This window comes from Achromobacter sp. (assembly GCF_032113835.1).
Lineage (GTDB): Bacteria > Pseudomonadota > Gammaproteobacteria > Burkholderiales > Burkholderiaceae_B > Achromobacter.
The window spans coordinates 24510-43610 of record NZ_DAMCTG010000022.1 but is presented as its reverse complement, the minus strand read 5'-3'; the positions used below and the strand labels follow the sequence as shown (position 1 = coordinate 43610).

At 59.0% G+C, this 19101-nt stretch carries 18 protein-coding genes; 15 read left to right on the top strand and 3 right to left on the bottom strand.

Going from position 1 to position 19101, the window contains the following annotated elements; genetic code table 11:
• The first annotated feature begins 52 nt into the window (after window positions 1-52).
• Together RT697_RS10745 and RT697_RS10740 are read left to right on the top strand one after the other, a co-directional pair.
• Entirely contained in the window at window positions 53-892 is an 840-nt protein-coding gene (locus RT697_RS10745) for a hypothetical protein (protein ID WP_313698771.1), read from the top strand.
• 30 nt (window positions 893-922) lie between these two features.
• Window positions 923-2272 carry a hypothetical protein gene (locus RT697_RS10740; RefSeq protein WP_313698769.1) on the top strand — a complete coding sequence of 450 codons (1350 nt, stop codon included), beginning with the start codon at window positions 923-925 and terminating at the stop codon, window positions 2270-2272.
• On the opposite strand, the gene RT697_RS10735 is transcribed toward RT697_RS10740, so the two are convergent.
• From RT697_RS10735 to RT697_RS10725, 3 genes are read right to left on the bottom strand one after another with little or no spacing between them, the layout of a single operon-like run.
• The gene (locus RT697_RS10735) at window positions 2259-3542 is read right to left on the bottom strand and encodes an oligosaccharide flippase family protein (RefSeq protein WP_313698767.1); all 1284 of its coding nucleotides are present in this window, start codon (window positions 3540-3542) and stop codon (window positions 2259-2261) included. The two genes, RT697_RS10740 and RT697_RS10735, sit on opposite strands and share 14 nt — an antisense overlap.
• A gap of 54 nt (window positions 3543-3596) precedes the next feature.
• On the bottom strand, window positions 3597-4742 hold the full coding sequence (locus RT697_RS10730) for a glycosyltransferase family 4 protein (protein WP_313698766.1): 1146 nt from the start codon (window positions 4740-4742) through the stop codon (window positions 3597-3599).
• Window positions 4739-5353: a CatB-related O-acetyltransferase gene (locus RT697_RS10725; RefSeq protein ID WP_313698764.1), complete on the bottom strand. Its 615-nt coding sequence runs from the start codon at window positions 5351-5353 to the stop codon at window positions 4739-4741. The genes RT697_RS10730 and RT697_RS10725 overlap by 4 nt, the downstream gene beginning before the upstream one ends.
• Before the next feature lie 419 nt (window positions 5354-5772).
• Here RT697_RS10725 and RT697_RS10720 point away from each other — a divergent pair, with 419 nt between their 5' ends.
• From RT697_RS10720 to RT697_RS10660, 13 genes are all read left to right on the top strand, one after another.
• The gene (locus tag RT697_RS10720) at window positions 5773-6120 is read left to right on the top strand and encodes a hypothetical protein (RefSeq protein WP_313698762.1); all 348 of its coding nucleotides are present in this window, start codon (window positions 5773-5775) and stop codon (window positions 6118-6120) included.
• A 79-nt stretch (window positions 6121-6199) separates the two neighbouring features.
• Window positions 6200-7339, top strand: a complete 1140-nt coding sequence (locus tag RT697_RS10715; protein ID WP_313698760.1) for an N-acetyl sugar amidotransferase — start codon at window positions 6200-6202, stop codon at window positions 7337-7339.
• Window positions 7336-7950: an imidazole glycerol phosphate synthase subunit HisH gene (hisH, locus tag RT697_RS10710; RefSeq protein WP_313698759.1), complete on the top strand. Its 615-nt coding sequence runs from the start codon at window positions 7336-7338 to the stop codon at window positions 7948-7950. Before RT697_RS10715 ends, hisH begins: the two co-directional genes overlap by 4 nt.
• Before the next feature lies 1 nt (window position 7951).
• Window positions 7952-8737, top strand: coding sequence for an AglZ/HisF2 family acetamidino modification protein (locus tag RT697_RS10705; RefSeq protein WP_313698757.1), 786 nt, complete (start codon window positions 7952-7954; stop codon window positions 8735-8737).
• Between the two features lie 38 nt (window positions 8738-8775).
• Window positions 8776-9813: a polysaccharide biosynthesis protein gene (locus RT697_RS10700; RefSeq protein ID WP_313698755.1), complete on the top strand. Its 1038-nt coding sequence runs from the start codon at window positions 8776-8778 to the stop codon at window positions 9811-9813.
• Between the two features lie 2 nt (window positions 9814-9815).
• Window positions 9816-10922, top strand: coding sequence for a UDP-2-acetamido-2,6-beta-L-arabino-hexul-4-ose reductase (gene wbjC, locus RT697_RS10695; protein WP_313698753.1), 1107 nt, complete (start codon window positions 9816-9818; stop codon window positions 10920-10922).
• Between the two features lies 1 nt (window position 10923).
• Entirely contained in the window at window positions 10924-12057 is a 1134-nt protein-coding gene (wecB, locus tag RT697_RS10690) for a non-hydrolyzing UDP-N-acetylglucosamine 2-epimerase (protein ID WP_313698751.1), read from the top strand.
• Complete coding sequence (locus tag RT697_RS10685; RefSeq protein WP_313698749.1) at window positions 12054-13292, top strand: glycosyltransferase family 4 protein; 1239 nt, start codon at window positions 12054-12056, stop codon at window positions 13290-13292. The genes wecB and RT697_RS10685 overlap by 4 nt, the downstream gene beginning before the upstream one ends.
• Window positions 13289-14170 (top strand): NAD-dependent epimerase/dehydratase family protein, encoded by an 882-nt coding sequence (locus RT697_RS10680; RefSeq protein WP_313698747.1) that lies wholly within the window; start codon window positions 13289-13291, stop codon window positions 14168-14170. The genes RT697_RS10685 and RT697_RS10680 overlap by 4 nt, the downstream gene beginning before the upstream one ends.
• A 58-nt stretch (window positions 14171-14228) precedes the next feature.
• A complete protein-coding gene (locus tag RT697_RS10675; RefSeq protein ID WP_313698745.1) occupies window positions 14229-15260 on the top strand; it encodes a glycosyltransferase family 4 protein in 1032 nt (343 codons plus the stop codon).
• Window positions 15261-15345: 85 nt separating this feature from the next.
• A complete protein-coding gene (locus tag RT697_RS10670) occupies window positions 15346-15933 on the top strand; it encodes an acetyltransferase (RefSeq protein WP_313698744.1) in 588 nt (195 codons plus the stop codon).
• A 19-nt stretch (window positions 15934-15952) separates the two neighbouring features.
• Window positions 15953-17788 (top strand): nucleoside-diphosphate sugar epimerase/dehydratase, encoded by a 1836-nt coding sequence (locus RT697_RS10665; RefSeq protein WP_313698742.1) that lies wholly within the window; start codon window positions 15953-15955, stop codon window positions 17786-17788.
• Window positions 17789-18105: 317 nt separating this feature from the next.
• Window positions 18106-19023, top strand: coding sequence for a DapH/DapD/GlmU-related protein (locus RT697_RS10660; RefSeq protein ID WP_313698740.1), 918 nt, complete (start codon window positions 18106-18108; stop codon window positions 19021-19023).
• Window positions 19024-19101: the final 78 nt, after the last annotated feature.

Below are 19101 nucleotides of genomic sequence, written 5' to 3'. Positions count from 1 at the left end.
CCGCTTGATCCGCAAGTGCCCGCTGTAGCACATCGACACGATAGACGCCCATATGAATGACAGGTCCCCCTCTTATAACGACTCCGAAGACAGCCGTTTTCTGCAAAATCTTCTGATTTCCCACTGGGTTGCAATAATCGGCGGAGCATTGGCTGGCCTTGTTATCGGCGTTGCGATTGCGATGGCTCAGCCGAAAGTCTGGCCCGCGATGGCGCTAGCGAAAATCGGCCAGATCGGCGGCGCACGCGCCGTAATCGAGCCCGCAGCCGTGCTCGCCCGCACCCAGTTTCCCTCGTTCATCCAGGATGCCCTGCGCGCAGCAGGCATGTCCCTCGATGTATCGGGCAACACCGAAGCAAAATTAGCCAAGAAAACATTCATTACGCAGGTGCAAAAGGGCCCGGACCTTTTCCAAATGCAGGTCAATGGCTATACCCCCGAAGAGGCCAAGCAATTCCTGACCGGCGCTCTCACCGTGTTGCAACGGGAACACAAAGTCTTGCTGGATCTCGCCATCAAGGAAAGACAGGATCGGCTCGATAGTTTGAAAACCGCTATCGAGGCCAATCAGAAGGAACACCAGGAGATTCTCAGCAGCATTAAATCCAATGCGGAGCTGGCGAATCAGCTGCCCGATACGATCTCGGTTTCCTATCTCTTGCGAGCCAATGAAGTGGAGCGCGCCCGTTTCCTGGAACAACAAACCATCCTGCAGGACCAGCTCCAAGAGGCCAAAACATATAACACCCGCCTGGAAGCGCCGATTTACGTGACCGAATCGCCCCAAGGCACCAGCAAGATCATCGCCGCCTTCGTCGGAGCCCTGCTGGGATTCGCGTTCATGGTGGCTCTCTTCGCCTTGCGGAAGTGGTTGTCGCCCAATCGCGCTTGACGCTCCGTCCCCGTCCGACGCTTTGCCAAAATGCCCGTAATCGCGCCCTCATCCCCTGCGAAGTCCAGATTCATCCTGCTCTGCGCAGTTTTGTTCTACGGATTCTCCATTTCCGTATCGCATGCGCTTTACCTCAGCGCTGAACAGGCATATTGGGGGTTTTTCCAGCCGTCGCTCGACGTCTCGAAAATCGTCGCGATGGTAATCATGCTGACGGTTACGACGTTGGCAATGCCCATCCGTTTCAACCGCGCGTCCTCAATCATCCTATTGCTGCTGTTCCTTCTTGTCTTCGTCCCGGCGGTCGTCATAAACCTGGAAAATTACGAAGATAGCCTGGAACGATATGGGTTCCTGATGGGCGCTCTGGCCTTGGGCATGACGCTGCTTTTCGCGTCTGTTCGCGCGTTCGGCTCAGAGCCATCCGCCACGCCTGTCTTTGTCCCCAGCAAAAGAGTTGCTTCGTTCTTCTTCCTTGCCTGGCTCGGTTGCTGCGCGGTGCTACTGGCGATCTACCACGACAGCATGAGCCTCCAGAGCCTCGGGGACGTTTACGGCCAAAGGGCAAGAGGTGCCGCGACGTCTCTCGCGGTTGGTTATGTGCAGGTCTATTTCGCCTTCCTCATCAACCCTTTCCTGTTCGCCTACGGTCTGGCGAACCGACGCTGGCTGGCTGTGGCCGTGGCCATGGGCGGATTCCTGATCGCCTATATGATCACCGCCGAGAGAACCATCTTCCTGCTGCCTTTCGCGATGTTTCTAATCTACAAGGTGGTACGCCTTAGATTTTTGACGATTCAGCACGTGACGGTGTTGGTTCTGGGATTCTCGACGCTCACGCTCTTGATCAGCTTTCTATGGCGGTCAGTGGGAGCCATGGAAAAACTAGGCTTCTACTTCCTGACGCGACTGCTCGCCTATCCCGGCGTTTTTGTGGCGCAGTATTACGATCTTTTTTCGCAGCTGGGCTATACGTATTGGTCCCATGTTTCAGGCGTGAATAGAGTAGTAGCCGCCCCCAACCTGCTCGACTACGACGCGAAATGGCCCATACTCGGACGCATGTTGGCCGAACGTTCGTTCAATGTGGAAAGCAACTCGAACGCCAGCCTGTTCGCCACGGATGGCGCGGCGGCCCTAGGGCCGGTTGGCATCGTCGTCATCAGCGTCTTGCTGGCATGCTGGCTGATCCTCCTGGACCGCGCCTCCCGCGATTGGAAACGGCAATTCGTGCTTCCGTTGCTGCTGCCTGTATCGTTGGCGTTGGTGAACGCGTCTTTCTTCACTGTGCTGCTGTCTTTCGGCGGCATTTTCTGGACCTTGTTTTTCTACGGCTCCAGAGTGTCCGCCGACCGCGTCGCACCGATCAGGCCGAAATAGGCTTGCCTATGGTCCGGCCGCATGCGGCCCAATACTGAAGAACGAAATGCAAGGCATACATGACGCAGAAACCGGCGACCAGGAACACCACTGAATAAAAAAGTGAATTCAGGAAGTACCACCCCGCCCAAATGCCTGCTGCCACCACGATGAGCCTGACCAGCTGGTATATCAGATCGAGCCGATACATCTTGGTCAGCAGCACGGTATAGCTCAACGGCGAAACCACCGTCTGGAAAAATATCAGGGCGCCCAGCACGGCAGATATTTCCCCCGCCTCTGCCCAAGCCTCTCCAAAAACGATAGGAAATAAATACGGAGACGCGACCATTGCGGCCACGGCAGGGACGGCGCCCAGGATCGCAAGCTTCTTGGCGCTCCTCAGGAACACCGAACGGCAATTACCCATCTTGTTGAACGCCGCAGACGCTTCCTGGCGATACACTTCCCCAATCGATGCCGCAATGAAGGCGCACGGCATGACCAACACCCGTTCAGGTAGGGAATACAGCCCGACGGCGTGCGAATCGTACAGAAGCGCCAGCAGGATGACCGGCGCCTGCCCTGATATGACGTTCGCCAGTTGGCCGATGACCATGAACCTTGGGAAATCCTTGTAGCGCTTGGCCGCCGCACACACACGCCTGAAGCTCGCCGTGCGCCAGAAACGGCGGAATTCCTCCGTATATTCGTGCACCAACTTGACCATCATGCAAAGCGCGCCGAATGCATGGCCGAGGATCAGTCCGAATCCGCTCAAAGACAACGCGCCCAGACTCAATTGCCCCGAACAAAGCGTGACCGCCTGGATGACACGGGCCTGCGAAATGCCCTTATAGCGTTTTCGTCTCGTTCCCCAGGACGTCAGGATCTGGTTGGTGGTCGTCAGAAATATCCCGATCGTCAGCATCGGGAATATCACGAAGGAGGGAATGTGCCGGGAGATCAGGTCGGGAACGGCCACCACGACAATTCCAGACAGAACAATGAAACCAGCACTGAAAATGCAGGTCAACCCGAAGGCGAGCAGCAGCAGGTAATAGGCATACCGGTCAGAAGGCGCCAGCACAATCGTCAACTCGAACCGAAGCGAGGCGAAAACTGCGCCGATAGCCGCCAACGATGCATAGACGGCCAGATACCCGAACTGCTCAGGGGAAAAGAACCGCGATAACAGCGGGCTCAACAAGAGTGCGATGAATAGCGCAATCGAACTGCCGCTCAAGAGCGTCAGCACGTTCTTGGAAAAATCGCTTTTTATTAATTTCACAGTCTTTCTGCAAGTTTGAGTATCGAGCGCAGCCTCATGCCATAGGTTCTCTCGCTACTGCAGAATGCGGCGCGCCATCTCTGAATAATCCAGCAAACGCCGTGCAACTTCGAGCGAGCGGCCCGACATGGCTTCGAGCCGGCCCTTGTCCGCCTCGATTTCAAGAAAAACCTTCTGCAGATCGCTCTCGCTGCGGACGAGCCAGCCGTTCCCCTCAACGAATGGCTGGTGGCTCAGCACATCATCCACGATAACGGGGCGGCGGCAGCACAACGCGGCCTGCATGGACGCCGACTGGCTTCCCGGCTGCACATAAACATCGGCTGCGCACAGCAGTTCGTGCAATTCCTCGGACGTCTTCCATCCGAGGAAACTGACCCTGGAATCAGCCGAAATAAGCGGATTGATCTCCGCCGCCACGCTATCGGAGATTGCTCCGGCCACGACGAACTTCAGCTTGGAGCCGGACGTCTTGGCGAATGCCCGCAAACTTTCGCCCAGTTTTTTCTTGGCGTCGAACTTGCCGGACTGAAGAAAAATTACTTCATCGGCGGCGAACCCGAATTTCTCTCGCGTGCGCTTGCGAACCTCGGCGTATTCCACATCATTCAGGATAGTTCCACCCAACGGGAAAAACTCCAGTTTCTCTCTGGGAATGTCGTACTGGCGATGGCAGAAGTCGATGGATTCCAGCGAAATGCTGAGTACCTTCCGGATATAAGGCAGGCATGCCTGAATAATCCGCCTGTAGTACTGCCTGTGCAGCAAATGCTTGGATATGAAATTCGTCGCGCTGTTATTCGCGTCTTCATGGCTGTCGGCGTAGAAAACCACCTCAGGATGCCGACGGACATATCGGGATACTGTAAGCAGTTCCCAACCGCACAATCCATGAAACATAATGGCGTCCGGTTTGATCCGCTCTAGAATGGCGTCAATGCCAGGATGCACGCGCAATTTTCGCCGGACCGCCTCCGGAAATGGTCCGGAGTAGGGCAACCGTATTACGTTGGCGCCTTCTTTACCGACATAAGATCCGGGTTCGATATAACCCAAATCCATATTGTTTACGAACGTTTCAGTTGAAGCAACTACGGTGACTTCGTGGCCGGCCTGCACATGCTCGCGTATGAGCTCGTTCTCTTGATATCGATAGCCATCGATGTAAAAACAGGATACGCAAAAATGGACGATCTTCACAGCAAGCCTTTTTCCTTGAGGAGCGCGATGGGGTCCACGAACAATGGCGCCATCGCCGATATTTCTTCGTCGCTCAGCGACCACCACTGCAACTGCTCCAACGCCGCAATCACGTCATCGGAAAAACGGCGGCGAATCAACTTCGCCGGGTTACCACCCACGATGGAATAGGCGGGCACATCCTTCGTAACCACGCTGCCCATTCCGATTACCGCGCCATCCCCGATCGAAACGCCTTCCTTTATCAGCACACGTTCGCCGATCCAGACATCATTGCCGATACGCGTTTCCAGCGAACTGGAATACACGTGACGAGACAGTTTCGTCTTAACGCTGTCTTTATGCGAAAGAAAAACCGGACTAGTGGACACATATTCGATCGGGTGCCTGACCCCTCCCACGATCACGGCATTGGAGATCGAGCAGAACGCGCCGACCCGGGTATTCAGAAACGTGCAGTCATACCCGCAAAATGAATGGCGATCAAAACTGGAATTTACCAGGACACTGCCAGATTCTATTTTGGAGGTAGGGTGAACTCTGGAATTCTGAATGGCGGAACCACGCAGCTTCCGCAGCACTCGCGAATATATATAGGAGAGAGATCTCATTAGACTCTGGGCAAAACAGGATTTTTTAAAAACGGTTTTCAGAAAAGAAGGCGCAGTTCGCGCGGCGCCGATCGTTTGCTCTCATCCCGGCAGCATCTTGCCCGATCGTTCTAATTGAAAGAACGCCTCAAAAACTATTCCACCATGTATTTTTTCGCAGCAAATTGCTAAACAGAATGGCACATAGGCCAGATATCACTGTTGCTGCAGCGCACTTTTGCAACCCGCAAAACCCGTCCCCCACGACTTATCCAGGTGGCAGAACGCAGGCGGCTATAGTATAGTCTCCGGCGTTGCTGTGCGCAGTTATAAAGCCCCGGATAGTCCCGAATGCCCAGCGCTTCGTCTACCAGCGATGTCGGGAGCAATGCCTTTCATTGCCCCCGTTCCTGCCTACTATTCGCCCTACAGTCGCCCCAATGAAGCACGTAGCCCACGTGGAAAGCTTTGACCGGCGCTATCACCACGCCCCAATCAGGGTGAACAGCCGGCTCGGTGCACCCCACGTGGCCATCCTGCTTCCCAAGCTGGAAGTCCTCGACGAAGCATGGGACTTGGCGCGAAGGTTGCGCGGCGGCCGAGCACAATCCGATTCCGCTGAACCAGCCGCCGGCTTTACGCGGCGGCTTGGCAAACCTCTTCCGCTCGGCGAGCATCTCGCCGAAGAGGTCATGAGCCTGCCCATGCACCCGTATCTGGACCAAGACGTCACACAGCAGATCATTCAGGCGGTCACTCAAGACATCGAACGCAACGCGCAGCGCTGATGCTTCGCCTGCGCCGCCACCACCCGTAGGCGGCGCAGACTTTTTGTATCGCCTTCCCTATCGCCAACCCCACGACAACATGAGCCAAAGCTACCGAATCTGCACCCGTACCATCATGGACACAAGCGACCCGAACATCACGTTCGACGAACGGGGCGAGTCCGACTACTGTGCGAATTTCGACACGCAAATCAAGCCTAATTGGCATACGGATGCGCGCGGCGAAGCTGAACTCATGCGAACCGCCGAGAAGATCAAGGCGGCAGGCAAAGGCAAGGACTTTGATTGCATCATCGGCTTGAGCGGCGGCCTGGACAGCTCGTATACGGCTTACATCGCGAAGGAAAAGATGGGCTTGCGCCCGCTGCTGTTCCATGTCGACGCAGGCTGGGATACCGACCAGGCCGTTGGCAACGTGGAAAAGCTGGTCGATGGGCTGGGCCTCGAGCTGTACACCGAGGTCATCAACTGGGAAGAAATGAAGGACCTGCAGGTCGCATTCCTGAAGTCGCAAATTCCCGACCAGGATCTGCCCCAGGACGTGGCGTTCTTCTCCGGCCTGTACAAGTTCGCGAACAAGCACAAACTCAAGTACGTGCTGACCGGCGGCAACTATTCGACCGAATGCTGCCGCGAGCCGGAAGAATGGGGCGGATATCCTGGCATCGACAAGCGCCTGATCCTGGACATCCACAAGAAATTCGGCAAGCGTCCGCTCAAGACGTTCCCGATCGTCGACATCCTGACGTACAAGCTCTACTACCGCTACGTGTTGGGGATGCAGGTGTTCAAGCCGCTGAACCTGGTGCCCTACATCAAGGCAGATGCCGAACAAGAGCTAGAATCGCGCTTCGGCTGGAAGAAATTCCAGCACAAGCACCACGAATCGCGGTTCACCCGTTTCTACGAAGACTATTGGATGCCCCGCAAATTCGGCTACGAAAAGCGCCGCGCCCACTTTTCCAGTCTGATCCTGACCGGCCAGATGACGCGCGACGAAGCGTTGGACCGTATCTCGCGTCCAGAGCTCGATGAGCACTTCTCCCGGCAGGAATTCCGGTACGTTGCGCACAAGCTGGACCTGACCGAAGACGAGTTGCAAGCCATTTTCGACGGCCCGAATCGGACCTTCCGCGACTATGCCAACAAGAAGGCGGTGATCGGTCTGGGCGCGACCGTCATGCAAAAGCTCGGCCTGGAAAAGAGGCTGTTCCGATGATTGCCATTATTGACTACGGGCTGGGCAACGTCCTGGCCTTCGCCAACATGTACCGCCGTATGGCGGTGCCCGTGTCCATCGCGCGCACCGCCGAAGAACTGGCGGATGCCACCAAATTGATCCTGCCCGGCGTGGGTGCGTTCGACTACGCGATGGAGTCGTTCCGCCGCTCGGGCATGTACGACGTCGCCGTCGAACGGGTCACCAAGGACAAGGTCCCTGTGCTGGGCATCTGCGTTGGCATGCAAATGCTGGCCGAAGGCAGCGAAGAAGGCTCGGCGCCCGGCTTGAATTGGGTGCCCGGCATGGTGCGCAAGCTCGACACCACCCATTTCACTCAGCGCACGCAATTGCCGCACATGGGCTGGAATGACGTGAATCCGAAGCAATCCTCGCCGCTGTTCGCCGGCCTGGAGACGGATGCACGCTTTTACTTCCTCCATTCCTACTATTTCGAATGCCAGGACCAGGCGGACATGCTGGCCACTGCAGAGTACGGCTCGCGGTTCGCATGCGCGGTCAATCACGAAAACGTGTACGGCGTGCAATTCCACCCCGAGAAGAGCCACGATTTCGGTGCGCGTCTCCTGAAGAACTTCGCGGATATCTAAAGTGCTTCGTCCCAGAATCATCCCCTGCCTGCTGGTCCGAGACAAAGGTCTGGTCAAGACCGTGAAGTTCTCGTCCGACAAATACGTCGGCGACCCCATCAATGCCGTCCGCATCTTCAACGAAAAGGAAGTGGACGAATTGATCGTGGTGGACATCGACGCGACCACTAAGGGCCTCGGCCCCGATCTGAAAATGATCGAGCGCCTTGCCGCTGAATGCCGCATGCCGTTCTGCTACGGCGGAGGCGTCAAGACGGTCGAACAGGCTCAGGCCATCATCAGCCTGGGCGTGGAGAAGGTTGCCCTGAGCTCCGCGCTGGTCGACGATCCGTCTCTGGCAAGCCGCATCGCCGACAAGCTCGGCCGCCAAAGCGTCGTTTCGGTGCTGGACGTCAAGAAGAAGCGCTTCAGCTCCCGCTACGAAGTCTGGACGCACAACGCGACCCGGAATACGCACTTGAATCCGTTGGAGCTGGCCCCCTTGCTGCAACAGCATGGCGTGGGCGAGATCGTCATCAACTCCATCGATCACGACGGTGTCATGAAGGGCTACGATCTCGGCATCGTCGAACAGATCCGCGACGTGACGACCGTCCCGATGTCGGTTCTCGGCGGAGCTGGATCCGTTGCCGACATCGGCGAACTGATCAAGAAATTTGGAATCATCGGCGCTGGCGCCGGGAGCCTGTTCGTATTCAAAGGCTCGTACAAGGCCGTGCTGATCAATTACCCCACATTGGCCGATCGCGAAGCGCTGGTGCGCGCGGCGCATCTGCGCAGTGCCTGAGCCGCATTGCGCCGTTCCACAGACAGAGACTTGCGAATATGTTGAAACCAAACGCCAAACTGCTTATTACCGGCGGCACGGGATCCTTCGGCAATGCCGTCCTGAAGCGATTCCTGCAGACCGACATCGGCGAGATCCGGATTTTCAGCCGTGACGAGAAGAAGCAGGATGACATGCGCAAGCGCTATTCGCATCCGAAGCTGAAGTTTTATATCGGCGACGTCCGCAATAGCCAGAGCCTGCTGAATGCGACGCGAGGCGTGGACTATATCTTCCATGCCGCCGCGCTCAAGCAGGTGCCTTCCTGTGAATTCCACCCGATGGAAGCGGTCTACACCAACATTCTCGGTACGGAAAATGTGCTGGAAGCGGCCATCCGCAACAAGGTCAGCAAGGTGGTCTGCCTGAGTACCGACAAGGCCGTCTACCCCATCAATGCAATGGGCATCTCCAAAGCAATGATGGAAAAGGTGATGGTTGCGAAATCGCGGGATCTGGATGCCAGCGAAACGGTCATTTGCGGCACGCGTTACGGCAACGTGATGGCATCGCGCGGTTCCGTCATTCCACTGTTCATCGACCAGATCCGGGCCGGCACGCCCATGTCGATCACCGACCCTGACATGACTCGGTTCATGATGACGCTGTCGGACGCGGTGGATTTGGTCCTGTACGCATTCGAGCACGGCAACAATGGCGACCTGTTCGTGCAGAAGGCCCCTGCGGCCACGGTGCAGACCTTGGCGCAAACGCTGGCACGCATGATGGGCAAGCCCGAACACTCCATCAATGTCATCGGCACACGCCACGGCGAGAAGCTCTACGAAGTGCTGCTGAGCCGCGAGGAAATGGCCAACGCGGAAGACATGGGCGATTACTACCGCATCCCGCCCGACCTGCGCGACCTCAACTACGCGAAGTTCGTCGAGCAGGGCGAAGAGAAGATCTCCCGCAGCGAAGACTACAACTCACACAATACCCAGCGCCTGGACACCAAAGGCATGGAGCAACTCCTGCTCAAGCTGGCGTTCATGCAAGCTATTCAGCGTGGCGAGCACGTCACGCCCGAGGAGTAAGCATGAAGGTTCTCATCACCGGCAGCAACGGATTCGTTGCGCAAAATCTCATCGCCACGCTGGCAGAACGCAACGACGTCGAAATCCTGCGCTTCACGCGCGATGACGACGTTTCCCGGCTGGACGAGCTGACGGGCCAGGCGGATTTCATTTTCCACCTGGCAGGCGTGAACCGCCCCCAGGACCCCGCCGACTTCAAAAGCGGCAATACCGGCCTGACACGGCAACTGTGCGACAGCATTGCGCGCAGTGGCCGGCGCACGCCGGTCATCTATTCCTCCTCGACCCAGGCCGCCCAGGACAATCCTTACGGTCAGAGCAAGCGCGAGGCGGAAGATGCGCTGTCGGCGCTGGCCGAGCAGCATGGCTCGCCGGTCCATCTCTTCCGACTGCCGAACGTATTCGGCAAATGGGCGCGCCCGAACTACAACTCCGCCGTCGCCACGTTCTGCCACAACATCAACCGCGGCCTGCCGATCCAGATCAATGACCCGACTGCGGCGATCACGCTGGTTTACGTCGATGACGTGGTAGCCCGTTTCGTCGAACTGATGGATGGCGCGGTATCGGACGACCGGTACTGCACCATTGCGCCGCAGTACCGCATCACGGTGGGCGATCTGGCCGCGCAATTGGAGACGTTCCGCGACAGCAGAAAGACGCTGATCACCGCGGCCGTCGGCACCGGCCTGACCCGCGCGCTCTACGCCACGTATGTCAGCTACCTGGAGCCCGAGAAGTTCTCCTATGAGGTGCCCAAGTACGGCGACCCGCGAGGCGTGTTTGTCGAAATGCTCAAAACGCAGGACAGCGGGCAGTTCTCGTACTTCACCGCCCATCCCGGCGTGACGCGCGGCGGCCACTATCACCACTCGAAAACCGAGAAATTCCTGGTCATCAAGGGACGCGCGCGCTTTCGCTTCCGCCACATCCTGACCGGCGAATTCCACGAGCAGGATACGGCCGGCGACAAGCCGGAAATCGTGGAAACCGTGCCCGGCTGGACGCACGACATCACGAATATCGGCGACGACGAAATGGTCGTCATGCTCTGGGCCAACGAGATCTTCGACCGCGCCCGCCCCGACACTTACGCCCGCCCTCTCTGACATGAAAAAACTCAAAGTCGCCACCGTCGTTGGCACCCGGCCGGAAATCATCAGGCTGTCGCGCGTGCTCGCGAGCCTGGACCGTCATTGCGACCACGTCCTGGTCCACACCGGCCAGAACTACGATTACGAACTCAACGAGATCTTCTTCCAGGACCTGGGCATCCGCAAACCGGACCATTTCCTGAACGCCGCGGGCGCCACCGGCGCCGAAACCATCGGCAAGGTGATCATCGCCACGGACCAGGCCCTGGCCGAGATTCAGCCCGACGCGCTCCTGGTGCTGGGCGACACCAACAGCTGCATGGCGGTCCTGCCGGCCAAGCGCCGCAAGATCCCGACCTTCCACATGGAAGCGGGCAATCGCTGTTTCGACCAACGCGTGCCCGAAGAGATCAACCGCCGCATCGTCGACCACACCTCCGACATCAATCTGACATACAGCGACATTGCGCGCGAGTACCTGCTGCGCGAAGGCTTGCCGGCCGACCGGATCATCAAGACCGGCAGCCCCATGTTCGAAGTGCTGAACCACTACCGCGACGGCATCGAAGCCTCCGACGTGCTTGACCGGCTTGGCCTGACCCCGGGCCAGTTCTTCGTCGTCAGCGCCCACCGCGAAGAGAATGTCGATTCGGACCACAACTTCGCCAAGCTCGTAAAGTTGCTGGATACGGTGGCCGCCACCTACGATCTGCCCGTTATCGTCTCCACCCATCCGCGCACGCAAAAGCGTGTGGACGCGATGGGGGTCGAGTTCCACGCGAACGTACGCCTGCTGAAACCCCTGGGCTTCAAGGATTACAACAAGCTGCAGGTGTCCTCGCGCGCCGTGCTGTCCGACAGCGGCACGATCACCGAAGAATCGTCGATCCTGAATTTTCCAGCCCTCAACATCCGCGAAGCGCACGAGCGTCCCGAAGGCATGGAGGAAGCGTCCGTGATGATGGTGGGCCTGGAAACCGACCGGGCGCTGCAGGCACTGGAGCTGTTGGCGCAACAGTCGCGCGGCGCAGATCGCGATTTCCGCCTGGTGGCGGACTACAGCATGCCGAACGTGTCCGAGAAGGTGGTGCGCATCATTCATAGCTACACCGACTACGTCAACCGCGTCGTATGGAAAAAGGCGAATTGAAGATCGCCCTCGTCACCCAGTACTTCTGGCCTGAGTCCTTTTCCATCAACGATCTCGTTGAAGCTCTGGTGGCCCAGGGCCATACCGTGGAGGTATTCACGGGCAAGCCGAACTATCCGGACGGAAAGATATTCCCCGGCTACCAGGCGGAAGGCGCATCCGAAGAACTGTTCAACGGTACCGTTCCCGTGCACCGCGCGCCGCTGCGTCCGCGTGGCGCGGGCGGCGCGGCGAACCTCGCGCGCAACTACGTTTCGTTCGTCTGGAACGGTCTTCGTCACTTCCCCCGTCAAGCCAAGGGCAAGTCGTTCGATGTCGTTTTCGTCTTTTCGCTGTCGCCCATCACGGCCGCCATTCCCGCGATCTACCTGAAATGGCGGCTGCGCAAGCCCATGGTCATGTGGGTGCTGGATCTCTGGCCGGAAAGCCTGAGCGCCACGGGCTTCATCAAGAACAAATTCGTGCTGGGCGCAATCGGCCTGATGGTCCGCTGGATCTATTCGTGCGCTGGCCTGATCATGGTGCAATCGCGTGCATTCATCGAGGCCGTCTCGCGCTATGCCGACCCTGCCAAGCTGGTCTACTACCCTAACTGTTCGCGCGACACGCCCACGGCACTGCCGGTCGACACGCAAGTGCCCCAAGCGTTGCTGCGTGAACTGGAGTCGCATTTCTGCGTCGTCTTCGCCGGCAACCTCGGCACAGCCCAGGCCGTCGAAACCCTGGCCGCTGCAGCCGAACAGCTCAAGCATCTGCCGGACGTCCGCATCGTGCTGGTCGGCAGCGGCAGCATGTCGGCTTGGCTGGCCGAGCAGAAGCAGGCGCGGAACCTGGACAACGTGATTCTGGCCGGGCGTTATCCCTCCAGCGAAATGCCGCAGTTCCTGTCACGTGCTCAAGGGCTGATCGTTTCGCTCAAGCGCAGCGAGATCTATGCGCAGACCGTACCCGCCAAGATCCAGTCCTATTTGAGCGCCGGCCGTCCCATCCTCGCATCGATCGATGGTGAAGGCGCCCGCGTGGTTGAGGAAGCCGGCGCCGGCCTGGTCAGCCCGGCTGAAGATGTCGATGAGCTGGCCCGCAATATCGAACGGCTTCACGGCATGTCCTCCGAGGCGCGTACCGCCATGGGCGAGCGCGCCCGCGCCTATTTCCTTGAGCACTTCGAACTGAACAAGCAGGCGTCCCGCCTGGCCGAATTGCTGCAGCAACACATTGACAGAGGTGCGCAATGAACGGACCCGTCACTGTTGGCGTCCTCGGCGCGACATCTCCGGCAGGCCGGCAAGTGCTGGCCCAGCTGACCGCCAGCGGGCATCGCGTCGTGGCCTTTTCCCGAAACGAACAACCCGCTTCCGAACTGGACGGCGTGCGTTGGATATCGCTGTCGGACCCCAACCTGGACACAACCACCCAGGCTGCAGGTCCGATTACGCACTGGATCGCGCTGTGCCATATCTGGGTCGTCGGCGAACATTTTGAATTCATGCGCAGAATGGGCGCGCAGCGCGTGGCCTGCCTGTCGTCGACCAGCCGCTACACCAAGATCAGCTCCCAGAACCCGTATGAAGAATCGCTGGTGCAGCGCCTCTCCGACGGCGAAAGCGCGCTGGCGAAGTGGGCCGAAGGGGCAGGCATCGGCTGGACCGTGCTGCGCCCGACCCTGATCTACGGTCGCAGCACCGATCGCAATCTGTCGGAGATCGTCCGCATCATCCGCAAGCTGCATGTCTTTCCGGTCTTCGGCGCGGCAGGCGGACTACGTCAGCCTGTCTATGTGGACGACGTTGCGCGGGCAGCCGTGATTTCCGTGTTTGCGCCAGCGGCTGCCAACAAGGGCTACAACATCTCCGGCGCCGAAGTGCTGAGCTACCGGGAGATGGTGACACGCATATTCAAAGCGATGGGAAGAAGGCCCCGTCTTCTGACCGTCCCGATCTGGCTGTTCAACACCGCCCTGTTTTTCCTGCATAAGATTCCGCGGTACCGAAACTGGAATGCGGACATGGTGCAGCGGATGAATCGCGACATGGTTTTTGACCACGACGATGCGGCACGGGATTTCGGCTATAAACCTCAGCCGTTCATCCTGCGTGATATCGACGTGCGCTGACTTTCAGAACGCCCTGTTCCCCATTGGCCCATATTCGGCTATTTCTGCATTTAAAAAGATGGATGCCATATCGCTACCGTGGTGGTTGTTCGCAATATTCGCGGCGCTCGCCTGGCTGTTGACCGGCGCGCTGCGGCGCTACGCGCTTACCCATAATGTCATCGACGTGCCGAACGCACGCAGTTCGCATAAAAGCCCCACCCCCCGGGGCGGCGGCATCGCGTTTGTCATCAGCTTTCTTCTGGGACTGGCAACGCTAGCCCTGACCGGCAATGTCGCGCCCGTGGACGCGCTGGCGCTCGGCGGCGCGGGCGCCTGGATCGCGCTCATCGGGTTCCTGGACGACCACGGTCATATCCAGGCCCGCTGGAGACTGCTGGCCCACTTCGTCGGGGCGGCATGGGTACTCTACTGGATCGGTGGAGTGCCCGTCGTTTCGTTCTGGGGTCTGGAGATGCAGAGCGGTTGGCTGCTGTCGGTCCTGGGAGCCTTCTATCTGGTCTGGATGCTCAACCTGTACAACTTCATGGACGGGATTGACGGCATCGCGAGCATCGAAGCCCTTTGCGTCACGGTGGGCGGCTGCGTCCTTTATGCACTGGCCGGGCAACCGCTGGCAGGAGCGCCCAGCGCGCTACTGGCCGCAACCGTGGCCGGCTTCCTACTCTGGAACTTCCCCCCGGCGAAGATTTTCATGGGTGACGGCGGCAGCGGCTTCCTTGGCCTGACACTGGGCGCGTTGTCCCTCTTGGCCGGTTGGCATTCGCCCGCCATGTTGTGGGCCTGGCTTGTAATGCTGGGCGTATTCATCGTCGATGCCACCGTCACCCTGATACGCAGGCTTTGCCGTGGCGAAAAGGTTTATGAGGCGCATCGGACGCATGCATATCAATATGCGAGCCGAAAATACTCAAGCCATCGCCGCGTAACGCTGACGGTGCTTGCGATTAATCTGTTGTGGTTATTCCCTTGGGCGATGGCTATATCAACCGAACGTCTGGACGGCATGACAGGCCTGATCTGCGCATATGTCCCGTTGATTGCGGCATCAATCTGGCTCAAGGCGGGAACGCCGGAAAGCGTCGACTGAACATTTGGTAGCGCGGCAGGCAGCGCACCTGAGTAAAATTCGCTATGCGCGCAGATGACGCGCTAGATTCGGAGTAATTGGCGTAATGATGGAATCCAAAGGCATTTTGCTCATTGTCGGCAGCGGTGGACACGGCCGTGCCGTGGCCGAGGCCGCTGCGCTGACGGGCGAATGGACCGAAGTCATGTTCGCCGACGATTCGTATCCCGCCCAGCAACAATCCGGAGATTGGCGCATTGTCGGTTCGACTCAGCAATTGCCGGAGTTGGCCGCCAGGTGCCAGGCAGCGATCGTCGCCATCGGCAATCAATCCGTGCGGGAACGCCTGATCGGGACTCTCGCGGATCTCGGCGTTCCTCTTGCCACTATCGTCCACCCCCGCGCCTGGGTCAGCAATCTGGCCGAGGTCGACGGCGGTTGCGCCATCATGGCGGGCGCTGTGGTCGGCGCCTGCGCCCGTGTTGGGCGGGGCGCGATCGTCAACGCCAACGTTACCGTCGATCACGACGCCATTCTTGGCGACTTTGCCCATCTGGGCGTCGGTGTGCAACTTGCCGGAGGGGTTGTCGTCGAAAGCCGAGCCTGGCTGCAGGCAGGGTCCTGCGCCGGATACCGCGTCCGGGTTCCAGAGGGAGCCGTATTACCTCCGGGGTCCCGTTTGATTGCGGATTGATTACTACAACTACTAGACAATGATCATCCCCACCCGCTTCCGAACCGCCCTGGTTTTTTTATTTGACCTGGCGGCGATCATCATCGCCTGGCTGGGCTCGTTCCTCATCCGCCTCAATTTCGAATGGCCGACCGAATGGGAAGGCCCGATTGCGCGCGCACTGCTCGTGTTGCTGCCTGTGCAGCTCATCGCCTGCCGCTGGGCCGGCCTGTATCGCGGCATGTGGATTTTCGCCAGCCTGTCGGACCTCAAGCGCGTCTTGAACGTCGTGATCGCGTCCACCATCACGCTGCTGCTCTTTGCCTTTCTCAATCGCGGCCAGCCCGCGTTGCCGCGCTCCATCCTGGTGCTGTACCCCCTGCTGCTGTTGCTGATCATGGGCGGCGGCCGGGCCGCCTGGCGCATGTGGAAGGAGTATTGGCTCTACCGCGAAGGCGTTGGCCATGGCAAGCCTGTCGTCGTCGTCGGCGCGGGAACCGCCGGCGCAATGTTGGTGCGGGAACTGGGCAGGAGCTCTGACTGGCATGTCGTGGCGCTCGTGGACGATGACCCCGCCAAACGCGGCCTGGAAATTTCCGGCTGTCGCGTCGCGGGCGGAACCAACCGGCTCCCCGAGATCCTCTCCGATTACGGTGCGAAGCACGTGATCCTGGCCATTCCTTCGGCAAAGGCGTCCTCTATTCGCCGGGTTTCCGACATTGCGACGCGTGCCGGCGCCGCGCTGTTCACCGTGCCGGGATTGAGCGAGTTGATGAGCGGACGCGTCGCGATCAACATGATGCGGCCCGTCAAGATCGAGGACCTGCTCGGCCGGGAATCGGTCAACATCGACAACATCAATATCAACGAGATGATCGCGGGCAAGCAGGTGTTGGTCACCGGTGCCGGTGGATCGATCGGCAGCGAACTGTGCCGCCAACTGGCACGATTTTCGCCGGCCGCGATCATCCTCTATGAGATCAGCGAATTCGCCCTTTACACCATTGAACAGTGGTTCAAGGACAACCAGCCATCCGTTCGCGTCATCCCGCTGGCGGGCGACGTGAAAGACGCCACGCGGGTGGAAGAAGTCTTCGCCCGCCATCGGCCGGATATCGTGTTCCACGCTGCCGCGTACAAGCACGTGCCGCTGATGGAGATCGACAACGCCTGGCAGGCTGTGCGCAATAACGTGCTCGGAACGCTGAATGTGGCGCAATGCGCGGAGCGTTTCCAGGCGCAGCGTTTCGTCCTTATTTCGACCGACAAGGCCGTCAATCCAACCAACGTCATGGGCGCAACGAAGCGCATGGCGGAAATGGTGTGCGAAGTGCTGCACGGCCGTAGCAGCAAAACCCGATTCCAGATCGTGCGCTTTGGCAACGTGCTGGGCAGCACGGGCAGTGTGATCCCCAGGTTCCAGGCCCAGATCTCGCGCGGCGGCCCTGTATCGGTCACGCATCCCGACATCACGCGCTATTTCATGTCCATTCCCGAGGCAGCCCAACTCGTGCTGCAGGCGGCAGTGATGGGCCGTGGCGGCGAGATTTTCGTGCTGGACATGGGCGAGCCCGTCAAGATCGCCGACCTGGCACGAAACATGATCCGCCTTTCGGGATTCACCGAAGAGGAAATCCGCATCGAGTTCACGGGCCTGCGCCCGGGCGAAAAACTCTATGAGGAATTGCTGGCGGACTGCGAAGAGACGTTGGAAACCCCACACCCGAAATTGCGCATCGCCCGCTCTCGCCCGGTGCCCGAAGGCTTCCAGGCTTCCGCCATCGGTTGGGTTGCCTGCATCGAGCCCGTCCCGGATGATGAGGTGCGCGCGGAACTCAAGCGCTGGATGCCCGAATACGAGCCGTCAAAACAGTAAGAGCGCAGTTCCAGGCGCCCCTGAAATCCCGACAGGGTTTCGACGGCAACGGCGCACTCAAAGCCCAGTCCGTCGCGTGGTAGCATCACCCACCCGACGGCGCCATCGCCCCTCGCATTAACGTCGCAATTGATCGACGGCGCGACGAGGGCAACGGTTGTGGCCGTTTGGAGACGACTCAGCAATAATAGGCCACACTACTATTAAAACCAGCCCACCGATTGCGTTGGAGAGGAAGAGCGCCTTGCCGGCGGTCGCATGATCCGTCGTTCTTCGTTCCCGGTGGCTTACTTTGCGGTCACACACCAGTGATACCGATGAAAGATCTATCCTACCTACAGATGCCGCTGCGCATCGATTCGGCATTGTTGAAGCGCGTGCTGGGCGTTGAATGCGAGGGCGCCAGCTTCGACGGCATCTCTGATGTGCACGGGCACAACGGAAATGCCTTGCTGACATTCCTCAGTGATCCCGAGTTCGTCGATACCGTCAATGCCAACCCCTGTGTTGCCGGCGTCTTCTGCCGTGAGCCGACGCGCGCGTTGTTGCGCGATGGTATCCAGCCGCTCGTGGTCGACGATCCAAAGTTCCATTTCTTTACGCTCATGGACTCGCTGGCGCGCGAGTATTGCGCGCAGTTTCCCAATACTATCGGCCGCGATTGCGTCATTGCGCCGAATGCATCGATCGCATCACACTCGGTTTGGATTGGCGACCGGGTGACGATCGAACCGGGCGTATTTATCGCCGCTGGCACTGTCCTTGCCGACGATGTAATCGTGCGCGCAAATGCGTCTATCGGTGTCGACGGTTTCCAGCATCAGCGCACCAGTCGAGGCATGGTCAGTCCGCTGCATTGCGGGTTGCTGTTTGTGGGCGCACGTGCAGAGATCGGCTATTCAGCCAACATCTCGCGCGGCTTCAGCTACCGGCATACGGTGATTGGCGCGGATGTTAAGACGGACGCATTCGTTTATATCGGGCACGGCACCGAGATAGGCGACCGCACCCTGGTATGTGCGCACGCCTGCGTCATGGGGCATGTCGCCGTTGGCAGCGACGCCTGGATCGGACCGAACTCTACCGTTACCAGTCGCGCCCGGCTCGGCAATAAAAGCGCAGTTTCGCTCGGTTCGGTGGTGACGAAAGATATACCGGACGGCGAGCGCTACAGCGGTAACTTTGCCATTCCGCATGATCGATTCATCGCCAATCTGAAATCACGATTGAACTAAATCTTGGCCTTTCCTCGCTGTGAGCCAACAATAAATCATCAGCGATGCGGCGGAATAGAACCAGAAGCTCAATCTTCG

Excerpts from the sequence above, each read along its gene's own strand:
- RT697_RS10745 (WP_313698771.1), top strand. The coding sequence starts at position 53 with ATGAATGACAGGTCCCCCTCTTATAACGACTCCGAAGACAGCCGTTTT.
- RT697_RS10740 (WP_313698769.1), top strand. The coding sequence starts at position 923 with ATGCCCGTAATCGCGCCCTCATCCCCTGCGAAGTCCAGATTCATCCTG.
- RT697_RS10725 (WP_313698764.1), bottom strand. The coding sequence starts at position 5,353 with ATGAGATCTCTCTCCTATATATATTCGCGAGTGCTGCGGAAGCTGCGT.
- RT697_RS10720 (WP_313698762.1), top strand. The coding sequence starts at position 5,773 with ATGAAGCACGTAGCCCACGTGGAAAGCTTTGACCGGCGCTATCACCAC.
- RT697_RS10715 (WP_313698760.1), top strand. The coding sequence starts at position 6,200 with ATGAGCCAAAGCTACCGAATCTGCACCCGTACCATCATGGACACAAGC.
- hisH (WP_313698759.1), top strand. The coding sequence starts at position 7,336 with ATGATTGCCATTATTGACTACGGGCTGGGCAACGTCCTGGCCTTCGCC.
- RT697_RS10700 (WP_313698755.1), top strand. The coding sequence starts at position 8,776 with ATGTTGAAACCAAACGCCAAACTGCTTATTACCGGCGGCACGGGATCC.
- wbjC (WP_313698753.1), top strand. The coding sequence starts at position 9,816 with ATGAAGGTTCTCATCACCGGCAGCAACGGATTCGTTGCGCAAAATCTC.
- wecB (WP_313698751.1), top strand. The coding sequence starts at position 10,924 with ATGAAAAAACTCAAAGTCGCCACCGTCGTTGGCACCCGGCCGGAAATC.
- RT697_RS10680 (WP_313698747.1), top strand. The coding sequence starts at position 13,289 with ATGAACGGACCCGTCACTGTTGGCGTCCTCGGCGCGACATCTCCGGCA.
- RT697_RS10675 (WP_313698745.1), top strand. The coding sequence starts at position 14,229 with ATGGATGCCATATCGCTACCGTGGTGGTTGTTCGCAATATTCGCGGCG.
- RT697_RS10670 (WP_313698744.1), top strand. The coding sequence starts at position 15,346 with ATGATGGAATCCAAAGGCATTTTGCTCATTGTCGGCAGCGGTGGACAC.
- RT697_RS10665 (WP_313698742.1), top strand. The coding sequence starts at position 15,953 with ATGATCATCCCCACCCGCTTCCGAACCGCCCTGGTTTTTTTATTTGAC.
- RT697_RS10660 (WP_313698740.1), top strand. The coding sequence starts at position 18,106 with ATGAAAGATCTATCCTACCTACAGATGCCGCTGCGCATCGATTCGGCA.